12 protein-coding genes and 1 riboswitch are annotated in these 10,069 nt (G+C 73.9%); of the genes, 7 read left to right on the forward strand and 5 right to left on the reverse strand.

Features of this window, described 5'->3' with window-relative positions:
- Positions 1-135: 135 nt before the first annotated feature.
- Both ACWDX7_RS27655 and ACWDX7_RS27660 read left to right on the forward strand, forming a co-directional pair.
- Positions 136-309, forward strand: coding sequence for a hypothetical protein (locus ACWDX7_RS27655; protein ID WP_451492475.1), 174 nt, complete (start codon positions 136-138; stop codon positions 307-309).
- Positions 302-514, forward strand: coding sequence for a hypothetical protein (locus ACWDX7_RS27660; RefSeq protein ID WP_451492474.1), 213 nt, complete (start codon positions 302-304; stop codon positions 512-514). Before ACWDX7_RS27655 ends, ACWDX7_RS27660 begins: the two co-directional genes overlap by 8 nt.
- Positions 515-890: 376 nt before the next feature.
- Here ACWDX7_RS27660 and ACWDX7_RS27665 read toward each other — a convergent pair whose 3' ends face one another.
- From ACWDX7_RS27665 to thiO, 3 genes are all read right to left on the reverse strand, one after another.
- Positions 891-1,685 carry a thiazole synthase gene (locus ACWDX7_RS27665; RefSeq protein WP_451492473.1) on the reverse strand — a complete coding sequence of 265 codons (795 nt, stop codon included), beginning with the start codon at positions 1,683-1,685 and terminating at the stop codon, positions 891-893.
- Positions 1,686-1,687: 2 nt separating this feature from the next.
- Positions 1,688-1,888, reverse strand: coding sequence for a sulfur carrier protein ThiS (gene thiS, locus ACWDX7_RS27670; RefSeq protein WP_451492472.1), 201 nt, complete (start codon positions 1,886-1,888; stop codon positions 1,688-1,690).
- A complete protein-coding gene (gene thiO, locus ACWDX7_RS27675) occupies positions 1,885-3,084 on the reverse strand; it encodes a glycine oxidase ThiO (protein WP_451492471.1) in 1,200 nt (399 codons plus the stop codon). The genes thiS and thiO overlap by 4 nt, the downstream gene beginning before the upstream one ends.
- Positions 3,082-3,194: riboswitch (TPP riboswitch) on the reverse strand. (Overlaps the previous gene by 3 nt.)
- An 81-nt stretch (positions 3,195-3,275) precedes the next feature.
- On the opposite strand from thiO, the gene ACWDX7_RS27680 reads away from it, so the two are divergent.
- The 5 genes from ACWDX7_RS27680 (at position 3,276) to ACWDX7_RS27700 (ending at position 7,700) form a co-directional block, all read left to right on the forward strand.
- The gene (locus tag ACWDX7_RS27680) at positions 3,276-4,496 is read left to right on the forward strand and encodes an NAD(P)/FAD-dependent oxidoreductase (RefSeq protein WP_451492470.1); all 1,221 of its coding nucleotides are present in this window, start codon (positions 3,276-3,278) and stop codon (positions 4,494-4,496) included.
- 135 nt (positions 4,497-4,631) lie between these two features.
- A complete protein-coding gene (locus ACWDX7_RS27685) occupies positions 4,632-4,997 on the forward strand; it encodes an Rv2175c family DNA-binding protein (protein WP_451492469.1) in 366 nt (121 codons plus the stop codon).
- Between the two features lie 68 nt (positions 4,998-5,065).
- Positions 5,066-5,710 carry a thiamine phosphate synthase gene (thiE, locus tag ACWDX7_RS27690; protein WP_451492468.1) on the forward strand — a complete coding sequence of 215 codons (645 nt, stop codon included), beginning with the start codon at positions 5,066-5,068 and terminating at the stop codon, positions 5,708-5,710.
- Between the two features lie 108 nt (positions 5,711-5,818).
- Complete coding sequence (gene metF, locus ACWDX7_RS27695) at positions 5,819-6,733, forward strand: methylenetetrahydrofolate reductase [NAD(P)H] (RefSeq protein WP_451492467.1); 915 nt, start codon at positions 5,819-5,821, stop codon at positions 6,731-6,733.
- Positions 6,734-6,773: 40 nt separating this feature from the next.
- Positions 6,774-7,700, forward strand: a complete 927-nt coding sequence (locus tag ACWDX7_RS27700; RefSeq protein WP_451492466.1) for a hypothetical protein — start codon at positions 6,774-6,776, stop codon at positions 7,698-7,700.
- Positions 7,701-7,749: 49 nt separating this feature from the next.
- Here ACWDX7_RS27700 and ACWDX7_RS27705 read toward each other — a convergent pair whose 3' ends face one another.
- Both ACWDX7_RS27705 and ACWDX7_RS27710 read right to left on the reverse strand, forming a co-directional pair.
- Complete coding sequence (locus ACWDX7_RS27705) at positions 7,750-9,177, reverse strand: phytoene desaturase family protein (RefSeq protein WP_451492465.1); 1,428 nt, start codon at positions 9,175-9,177, stop codon at positions 7,750-7,752.
- Between the two features lie 58 nt (positions 9,178-9,235).
- A complete protein-coding gene (locus ACWDX7_RS27710) occupies positions 9,236-9,865 on the reverse strand; it encodes a DUF4126 domain-containing protein (RefSeq protein ID WP_451492464.1) in 630 nt (209 codons plus the stop codon).
- Positions 9,866-10,069: the final 204 nt, after the last annotated feature.

Raw genomic sequence — 10,069 nt, forward strand, 5'->3', positions numbered from 1 at the left:
GACTCATGTATAGGAGTGGGGCACTCTTCTTCCTGTAACTCCTATACATAAGTAACGGAGTGCAGCCCCTGTAGAGGAGTGGTCCCACGTGTGTCAGATTCCCCGGTACGCGGCTGCCTCCGAGGCGGTATCGCCGTGAATGATCGCCTCACGCACCGTTGCGCCCGCGGCGTACTCAGCACCGGCACTGGCGACGCCCCCTCGGCGAGGGTGGCAGCGGTGGTCGAACCCACCGCGGATCTGCTCGACCGGGCGCTGGTCGGTTGGGAGCGCTTCCTGGGCACCTTTGAGGGAGTGTTCGATGAGTGAGTACTACGAGTACGTGCCACATCGACTCCTGCGTCGCCGTGTCCGCGATATCGCTTCCGGTGCCGAAGGAGAGCTGATGGCCGTGATCAACGAGAACGTCTCGGACTCCGTCCTCCGGGAGCACTGGATGGAGCTGGCGTATATCCGAGGCGTGTCCGGCCGAGAGTTCACCACCGCAGTCGACAACGTCGAGCCGATCGGCTGACCGTGCTCTTTTGCCCGCCTGTCAGCGAATGACCAGCCCCGGGCGGCCGTCGGACGGTGGGAAGTGAGGTGCGTGTAGCGATCTGATGCGCCTGGATGGCCCGCAAGGGCGATCTGGTAGCTGTCTGGTGCAGGTAGGCCAACCCCCGGCCCAGAATCGGGCTCTGAGATGCCCAGACGCTCGGGGCACCCTGCCGGGGCCACTCCTCGTCACTGTGGACCGTGCCGTTCTTTCGGCGGTTTCCCGGCAAGCCCCCTACCCGCCGCGCAGGACTGCCCTGGCCCCCCTCGACGCCGAGGGGGGTAACCACTGCCCGGGAGCGGGTAGCCAGGGGGGGGGTGAGGGCCCCGCACGCGCGTGAATCCGTACGTCCCCGTCAGAACGCCGGGCGTTCCGGGTCCAGGGTGGCGCGGCCCTCGGGTGGGGAGGAGGCGTGGGCGAAGCGGCGTTGGGGGATGCGGCCGGCGCGGAAGGCGAGGCGTCCCGCCGACACCGCGTCCCGCATGGCCGCCGCCATCAGGACCGGCTCCTGCGCCCGCGTCACCGCCGACGCCAGCATGACCGCCGCGCAGCCCAGTTCCATCGCCAGCGCCGCGTCGGAGGCGGTTCCCGCGCCCGCGTCCAGGATGACGGGGACCCCCGCCCGCTCGGTGATCAGCTCGAAGTTGTGCGGGTTGCGGATGCCCATGCCGGAGCCGATCGGGGAGCCCAGCGGCATGATCGCGGCGCAGCCCGCGTCCTCCAGCTTCCGCGCCAGCACGGGATCGTCGTTCGTGTACGGGAGAACGGTGAAGCCCTCGTCCACGAGGGTCTCCGCCGCGTCCAGCAGCTCGACGCCGTCGGGCAGCAGGGTGCGCTCGTCCGCGACCACCTCCAGCTTGATCCAGTCCGTGCCCAGCGCCTCCCGGGCCAGCCGGGCGGTCAGGACGGCTTCGCCCGCCGTGAAGCAGCCCGCCGTGTTCGGGAGCACCGCGATGCCCAGCCTGTCGAGCACCGACAGCACGGAGCCCTGCACCGTGGGGTCCAGCCGGCGCATCGCCACCGTGGTGAGTTCCGTGCCGGAGGCGGTCAGGGCGCGTTCGAGGACGTCCAAGCTCGGGGCCCCGCCCGTACCCATGATCAGGCGGGAGGAGAAGGTCCGGCCGGCGAGGGTGAAGAGGTCGTCCGCCATGGTCAGCCTCCCTGGACCGCGGTGAGGATCTCGACCCGGTCGCCCTCGCCCACCAGTGTGGCGCGCCACTGGCCGCGCGGGACCACGGTCTCGTTGAGCGCGGCGGCCACGCCGCTGGGGGCGGCCGTCAGGGCGGCGACCACCGTGTCGAGCGTGGTGCCGGCCGCGACCTCGCGCGGCTCGCCGTTGACGGAGATGGTCATGCGTACGACTCCTGACGCGAGGTGGCGGGCGCCGCCGGGAAACGGCGCGGGGTGAAGGGGCGTGCGATCTCCGGGAGTTCGCCGGTGGTCAGCAGGTCCGCCATCACCTCGCCGGTGAGCGGGGTCAGCAGTACCCCGTTGCGGTAGTGCCCGGTGGCCAGGTGCAGCCCCGGCAGGCCGGTCGGGCCCATCAGCGGGGCGTTGTCGGGGGAGCCGGGCCGCAGACCGGCCCGGGTCTCGGTGAGGGGGAGTTCGGTGATGCCGGGGACCAACTCGTGGGCGTCGCGCAGGAGTTCGTACACCCCGCCCGCGGTGACCGTCGTGTCCCAGCCGAGCTCCTCGCTGGTGGCGCCGATGACGAGCTCGCCGTTCTCGCGCGGGACGAGGTAGACGTGGCTGCCGCGCACGACGGCCCGTACGGTCCGCGAGAGGAAGGGCGCGTACGCGGCGGGCACCGTGAGCCGGAGCACCTGGCCCTTGACCGGCCGTACGGGAGCCGTCGCCTCCGGCGGTACGCCGGCGAGCCGGCCGCTGAGGGAGCCGGCCGCCAGGACCACCTGGTCCGCGCGCAGCTCCGTACCGTCGTCGAGCACCGCTCCGGCGGCCCGGTCGGCGGTCACGAGCAGCCGCGCCGCGGCGGCCCGGTGGATCACCACCCCGGCGCCCTCGCAGGCGGCCAGCAGCGCGGAGGCGAGCCGGCGCGGGTCGACCTGGTGGTCGCCGTCGACGCGCAGGCCGCCGCGTACGCCGGGAGCCAGCATCGGTTCCAGGCGCCTGCACTCGCGGCCCGTGAGCCACTGCGACTCCAGGCCGCAGCGGCGCTGCAGGGCGTGCAGCTCGCGCAGGTGGAGGCGGTCGTCGGCGTCGAGGGCGACGGCGAGCGTGCCGCAGGCGCGGTAGCCGATGTCCATGCCGCCGGTCGCCTCGGCGAGCTCCTCGGCGAAGCGCGGGTAGCGGGCGGCGGAGGCCAGGCCCAGGGCGAGCAGGGGCTCCTCGCCGTAGTGCAGCTCGGTGACGGGGGCGAGCATCCCGGCCGCGACCTGGGCGGCGCCACCGCCGGGCGCCGGGTCGGCCAGTACGGTGCGCAGCCCGCGCCGGGCCGCCTGCCAGGCGGTGACCAGGCCGATGATCCCGCCCCCGATGACGAGGACGTCGCCGCCCCCGGTGCGGGGTGAGTGCGGTCGTGATGAGTGCATGGGCGTCCAGCCCCTCCCTTCGCCGGCATGACCCGGATCAGGTTCGTACGGTCGGAGGCCGGCCAGCCTCCCTCTCAGCCCGGTGCGTCCGGACTCCCGCGATAGGTACGGTGGCCAGACTAACCCTGCCGCCGACGGCCGGTAAGGCGGCCACCTGTCCTGACGAAACGTCAGGAGATTAGGGTGGCCGCGTGAGCGAGCAGACGGAACAGACTCAGAGCGGCGTCGTGATCGTCGGCGCCGGCATGGCCGGAGTGCAGACCGCGGTCGCCCTGCGGGAGCAGGGTTTCGCCGGCCCCGTGACCCTGCTGGGCGCCGAACCCCACCAGCCCTACGACCGCCCCCCGCTGTCCAAGGCGGTGCTGCTCGGCAAGGCCGAGGACTCCGCCTTCGACGTGGACTTCGAGGAACTGGGCATCGAGCTCAGGCTCGGGACCGAGGTGACCGCACTGCGGGCCGCCGAGCGCGAGCTCGACACCGAGGCGGGACCCGTCCCGTACGAGGTCCTCGTCCTGGCGACCGGCGCCCGGCCGCTGAGCCTGCCCGGGTCCGAGGGCGTCCCGGGCGTGCACCTGCTGCGCACGCTGGACGACGCGGCGCGGCTGCGGCCCGTCCTGGCGGCGGCGCCCGCGATCGTGGTCGTCGGGGCGGGGTGGATCGGCGCGGAGTTCGCCACCGCGGCCCGGGAGGCGGGCTGCGCGGTGACCGTGGTGGAGGCGGCGGACCGGGTCCTGGCGGGCGCGCTGCCCGCCGAGGTCGCGGAGCCGATGGCGCACTGGTACGCGCAGGCGGGCGCCCGGCTGATCACCGGGGCGAAGGTCGCCGCGGTCGAGGAGGGCCGGGTCCTGCTCGCGGACGGCCGCGAGCTGGCGGCCGGAGCGGTGGTCGTGGGGATCGGAGCCCGCCCGGCCACCGAGTGGCTGCACGGCAGCGGCGTGGAGCTGGGCCCCGACGGCTCCGTCACCGCCGACGCCCACCTGCGGACCTCGCTGCCCGGCGTGTACGCGGTCGGCGACTGCTCCTCCTTCCCGTCGGCCCGCTACGGGACGCGGCTGCTGGTCCACCACTGGGACAACGCGCTCCAGGGGCCGAGGGCGGTCGCGGCGAACATCCTCGCGGGGGGACCGGTCGCCCTCTACGACCCGGTGCCGTACTTCTGGTCGGAGCAGTTCGGCCGGTTCGTGCAGTACGCGGGCCACCACGCCGCGGCCGACACCCTGCTGTGGCGCGGCGATCCCGCGGAGGCGGCCTGGTCGGCGTGCTGGCTGCGGGACGGCGCCCTGGTCGCGGTCCTGGCCGTGGGCCGGCCCCGGGACCTGGCCCAGGGCCGCAAGCTGATCGAGGCCGGCGCTGCCCTGGACCCGGCGAAGGCGGCGGACCCCGCGGTTCCGCTGAAGTCGGCCACTCGCTGACACCGCCGGACCGCGGCCGGGAGCCGGGACCCGGCACCGACGGCCCGGCCGACGGCGCGGCCCGGCGGCCGGGCCGGGACCCGTACGGGGCCGCTCGGGTACCGGCGGCCCGTCCGAGGTGGCAGGCTTGTGCTCGTGACCGAGATTGACGCAAAGATCGATGCCCTTGTCCCCGCATGGCTGTACCTCCCCGACATCGCGGAGATGCTCGACATCGAGGTGACCCGGGTCCGCCAGATGGTCAAGGAAGGGCAGCTGATCGCCGTACGCCGCGGCGAGAACCGCGCCCTGCAGGTTCCGGCCCCCTTCATCGACGGCGACAAGGTCGTCAAGGGGCTCGTCGGCCTGCTGACCGTGCTGCGCGACGACGGCTTCTCCGACGAGGAGATGCTGGAGTGGCTCTTCACCCCCGACCCGACCCTGCCCGGCACCCCCGCGCAGGCGCTGAGCGAGAATCGCGGCACGGAGGTGAAGCGCCGCGCTCAGGCGCTCGCTCTGTGACCTGATCCGCTCCACCGCGGTGTACGGGCGCGAATGGCCCGTACACCGCCCACACGGGGGGTTTACCCATGCGCGCCCAGCTGTCCGACGCCCGGCTCTACCTCTGCACGGACGCCCGCAAGCGCCAGGGCGACCTCCCCGAGTTCCTCGACGCCGTCCTGGCGGGCGGCGTGGACATCGTCCAGCTCCGGGACAAGGGCATGGAGGCGGGCGAGGAACTCGAACACCTCCAGGTGTTCGCCGAGGCGGCCCGGCGCCACGGCAAGCTCCTCGCCGTCAACGACCGCGCCGACGTCGCGCACGCCACCGGCTCCGACGTCCTGCACCTGGGCCAGGGGGACATCCCCGTCCCCGCCGCCCGCGCCGTCCTCGGCGAGGGCGTGCTCATCGGCCGGTCCTGCCACGCCGAGGCGGAGGTCGACGCGGCCGCCGCCGAGCCCGGCGTGGACTACTTCTGCACCGGCCCCTGCTGGCCCACCCCCACCAAGCCCGGCCGCTTCGCCCCCGGCCTCGGACTGGTCCGGTACGCGGCCTCCCTGGAGCAGGAGCGGCCCTGGTTCGCCATCGGCGGCATCGACGCCACCAATCTGGACGAGGTCCTCGACGCGGGCGCCACCCGCGTCGTGGTCGTGCGCGCCCTCACCGAGGCCACCGACCCCGGTGCGGCCGCCGCGGACCTCGCCAAGCGCGTCCGCGCCCGCCTCGGCGCCTGAGCGCGGCCGACGGCCCCGCGTCCGGGGCCCCGTACGGAACTGTCCGAAAAGCTGTCCAAAGGATGGACGTGGCTTCGGTGTCCCACGGGCCCCGTCTAACCTGCCCGTATGGCCCTTGGTACCGCTTCCACCTGGACGGATCGTGCACACACGGTTCGTGACCTGCTCGCGTCCGGGAGCTCGTACTCCTTCGAGTTCTGGGCCCCGAAGACCGAGAAGGGCGAGCGCAACCTCTGGAACGCGCTGCGCCGGGTCGAGGCGGTGTCCCCGAGCTTCGTCTCCGTGACCTACGGAGCCGGCGGCTCCACCCGCGGCGGCACCGTCCGCGCCACGCAGCAGATCGCCGCGGACACCACCCTCACCCCGGTCGCCCACCTCACCGCCGTCGACCACTCCGTCGCCGAGCTGCGCAACGTCATCGGCCAGTTCGCCGACGCCGGGATCCGGAACATGCTCGTCGTGCGCGGAGACCCGCCGGGCGACCCCATGGGCGAGTGGGTGGCGCACCCCGAAGGCGTGCACTACGCCGCCGACCTGGTCCGGCTCGTCAAGGAGTCCGGCGACTTCTGCGTCGGCGTCGCGGCCTTCCCCGAGATGCACCCGCGCTCGACGGACTGGGACACGGACATCAAGCACTTCGTGGACAAGTGCCGCGCCGGCGCCGACTACGCGATCACCCAGATGTTCTTCGATCCGGAGAATTATCTGCGGCTGCGCGACAGCGTCGCCAAGACCGGCTGTGAGACGCCGATCATCCCCGAGGTCATGCCCGTTGTGGGGATCAAGCAGCTCGACCGGCTGCCCCAACTGAGCAACGCGGTCTTCCCGGCTGACGTGAAAGAACGCATGCTCGCCGTCAAGGACGACCCCGCCGCTGTACGCTCCATTGGCATCGAGTTCGCCACGGAGTTCTGCGCGAGGCTGCTGTCCGAGGGTGTCCCGGGCCTGCACTTCATCACGCTGAACAATTCCACGGCGTCCCTCGAAATCTTCGAGAACCTGGGCCTGCACCAGCGGGCCTGATCGGCCGTACCCGTGGGCGGCCGTACCGAGAGGGGCCACCATGGCCATGACGGTCCTCTACATCGCGTTCGGCATCGTCGCGCTGTGGCTGCTTGCCGAGGTCCTGATGCAGTACAAGGCGCGGCTGCGCTGGCGGCTGCTCGCCTTCGCGGGCTTCCTGGGCGTCGTCGCCGGCGTGCTGCTGCCGTCCGTGCTGGTCATCGGGGCCGGCGCGGCCGCGTTCGCGGTGGGCCAGACCCTGGTGACCCTCTCCTTCCGCAAGGGCTTCGTCGCCGGCTGGGCGCTGCGCCGCGGCGGAGAACCCGTACGGCAGTCCAGGCGGCGCCGCTCCGGCCGCGGTGCGCGTCCCGAACCGGCCCTGAGGGTGAGCGCGCTGCAGTACGGCGCCGAGGGCGCGGCCGAAACCGCCGCCGGGACCGCGTCCGCGTACGAGGCCGAAGAACGGGCCGGCGGGCAGCCGTTCGGGGACCGGGCCGGGGAGGCCGGGGACCTCTACAGTCCGCAGCCGATGCCCGACGACACCGGCTCCTACGGCATCCAGAGCTTCGCGCCCGCCCCCGGCGCCGACCGGACGGCCGACCACGCCCCCTCGTACGGTGCGCCTGAGCAGGACGCCCACCAGTACGCCGCGTACTACGACCCGCAGGCACAGGGCGGCTCGGACCGCTACGACTACACCACCGGCTACCCGGCGGGTGAACAGCCCGTCTACGCCGCCTACTCGGACCCGTACATCGGCACCGGCGGCGGCGTCACCCCGCCCGGCGACGACTACCGGGCCTACACCCCCTACGCGGACTACGGCCAGCAGCAGTACTCCATGGACACCCCGCCCGGCGGAGTGTGGGTCCCGCAGCAGCGCGATGCCGACCAGCCCTTCGCGGCGGACGAGCAGGCGCAGCAGCCGCCGCAGCAGGGCTACCCGTACCAGCAGGGCAACGGCGAGTACGAGCAGTACCGCTACTGAGCAGTCCGCTACTGAGCCCCGCCGGGCCGCCGGGGCGGCCACCGGGCCGTCACTGGGAGCCGCGGAAGTCCGCACCCTCCACGATCAGCCCGGTCACCAGCGCCCCGGTCATGCCGGCGTGCGCCAGCCCGCCCCCCGGATGCGCCCAGCCGCCCGCCAGGTACAGCCCGGGCAGGGCCGTGGTGTTGGCCGGGCAGAGCCACCGGCCACCGGCCCCCGCGAGGGCGGGCGGAGGCACCGAGCCGCCCACCGCCCCGGTGGCCGCCTCCACGTCCGCCGGGGTGCGCACCTCCTGCCACAGCAGCCGCTCCCGCAGGCCCGGTACGGCCGCCTCCGCCAGCTCCAGCAGCTCCTCGGGCCGCGGCGGGGCGGCGCCGCCCGCAGGAGCGCACACGGCGCTCACGGTGACCGCCTCGTGCTCCGCGTCGGGCCGGGTGGCGGGATCGTCGGGCCGCAGCACGCTCAGCCGCGCCCCGCGGGAATGGACCAGGGTGCGGTGCACGGCGTCCGCGGGGCGGGCACCGCGCAGCGCGAGCAGCAAGGTGATCCGGCTGGGCAGACCGGGCCCGCGTACGGGCGCGGATCCGGCGGGCAGGGGCACACCGCCGGCCGGCAGCCGGCGCGGGTCGATCGCGCAGACCACTTGATCGGCGGCCACCTCCGTGCCGTCCGCCAGCAGCAGCCCGACCGCCCGGCCGCCGCGCGCCAGGACCTCCCGTACCGGGGCGCCGAAGACGAAGGCGACCTTCCGCTCCAGGCAGCGCTCGTAGACGGCGGTGGCCAGCGCCCGCATGCCGCCCCGCGCGTACCAGCTGCCGAAGGTCTGCTCCATGTACGGGAGTACGGTGGCGGCCCCGGGCGCGGTCGCCGGGTCGGCGCCGTACTGCGCGACCAGGCCCGTCAGCAGCTGAGCGAGGGCGCCGCCCAGCTCGCGGTCGGCGATCTCCTGGAGGGTGGGCGGGCGGCGCCGCAGCAGGCCGCTGCCGCGCACCGCCGGATACGGGTCACGGGCGAGGACCTGCCAGTCGGGACGCAGCGGCTCCTCCAGCAGGGGCCGGCGGGTGGCGTCCCAGGCGTCGCGGGCCCGGCCCAGCACGGCGTTCCAGCGCTCGCCTGCTCCGGAGCCGAAGGCGTCGTCCAGGGCGGCGGCGACGCCTCCGCGCGAGGCGCCCGGGAGGGTGACCTCGATGCCGTGGGCGGGCAGGACGTGCCGGACGGCCGGGTCCACCTGGACCAGCTCGACGCAGTCCTCCAGCGACCGCTTTCCGGTCTTCACGAACAGGTCGCGGTAGACGGCGGGCAGGTGCAGGAGGCCGGGTCCGGTGTCGAAGGCGAAGCCGTCGCGCTCGTACCGGCCGACCGCGCCGCCGTAGGTCGGCCCGCGCTCGTACACCGTCACCTGGTGCCCCGCCACGGCCAGCCGGGCCGCCGTCGCCATCGCGCCCATCCCGGCGCCGATCACCGCAATTCGTGCCATGCGGCTGAGCCTATCGAGGGAGGCGGGCCCGGCTCGCGGGGGTCGGCGGGCCAGCGGGTCAGCCCGGGGGCGGGGCCCCGGTGCGCTCGCGGACCTCGGCGGCGAGCCGTTTCTCCTCGCGCCGCTGGGCGCGGCGGCGCAGGAAGCGGCGGATCCGGCTCCAGAGGAAGGCGAGCAGGGCCAGTCCGATGGCCAGCAGGACGCCCGCGATGATCGCGGCGGCCTCGGGATTGAACATCGCGAAGGTGACGATGCCGGCCACGCCGAGGTCCTCGGCGATGCTCATCAGGACGTTGCTGAAGGGTTCGGGGGAGCTGTTGATCGCCATCCGGGTGCCGGCCTTGACGAAATGGCTGGCCAGCGCGGTGGAGCCGCCGACCGCACCGGCGGTGACGTCGGAGAGGGAACCGCTCTGCCCGGCGAGCAGCGCACCCACCACCGCACCGGACACCGGACGGACCACCGTGTGTACGGCGTCCCATACCGAGTCCATGTACGGCACCTTGTCGGCCACGACCTCGCAGAGGAACAGCACGCCGGCGACGATCAGCACGTCCGTGCGTTGCAGGGCGGCGGGGACCTCGTCGGTCAGGCCGGTGCGGCCGAAGACGCCGAGCAGCAGGATCACGGCGTAGGCGTTGATCCCGCTGGCCCAGCCGCTGGTGAAGACCAGGGGGAGCACACTCACGGGATCATCATGCCGCACGGGGGCCGGCCGGCCGAGGGCCGGGGCGGGGTCATGCGGCGCGCAGGCGCCGGAAAACGATGGGGGGAGGGGGGCGGGGGGGGGGCCGGCCCCCCCCCCCGCGGGGAGGGGGGGCGGCGCGCGGGTGGGGGCGGCGGGGCGGGGGCCACTTCTCGCATAAGGGGTTATAAAAACGAACCAGGCCGG

It is taken from the genome of Streptomyces sp. NPDC003034 (assembly GCF_053591375.1).

Excerpts from the sequence above, each read along its gene's own strand:
- thiE (WP_451492468.1), top strand. The coding sequence starts at position 5,066 with ATGCGCGCCCAGCTGTCCGACGCCCGGCTCTACCTCTGCACGGACGCC.
- thiO (WP_451492471.1), bottom strand. The coding sequence starts at position 3,084 with ATGCACTCATCACGACCGCACTCACCCCGCACCGGGGGCGGCGACGTC.
- ACWDX7_RS27665 (WP_451492473.1), bottom strand. The coding sequence starts at position 1,685 with ATGGCGGACGACCTCTTCACCCTCGCCGGCCGGACCTTCTCCTCCCGC.
- ACWDX7_RS27660 (WP_451492474.1), top strand. The coding sequence starts at position 302 with ATGAGTGAGTACTACGAGTACGTGCCACATCGACTCCTGCGTCGCCGT.
- metF (WP_451492467.1), top strand. The coding sequence starts at position 5,819 with ATGGCCCTTGGTACCGCTTCCACCTGGACGGATCGTGCACACACGGTT.
- ACWDX7_RS27700 (WP_451492466.1), top strand. The coding sequence starts at position 6,774 with ATGGCCATGACGGTCCTCTACATCGCGTTCGGCATCGTCGCGCTGTGG.
- thiS (WP_451492472.1), bottom strand. The coding sequence starts at position 1,888 with ATGACCATCTCCGTCAACGGCGAGCCGCGCGAGGTCGCGGCCGGCACC.
- ACWDX7_RS27705 (WP_451492465.1), bottom strand. The coding sequence starts at position 9,177 with ATGGCACGAATTGCGGTGATCGGCGCCGGGATGGGCGCGATGGCGACG.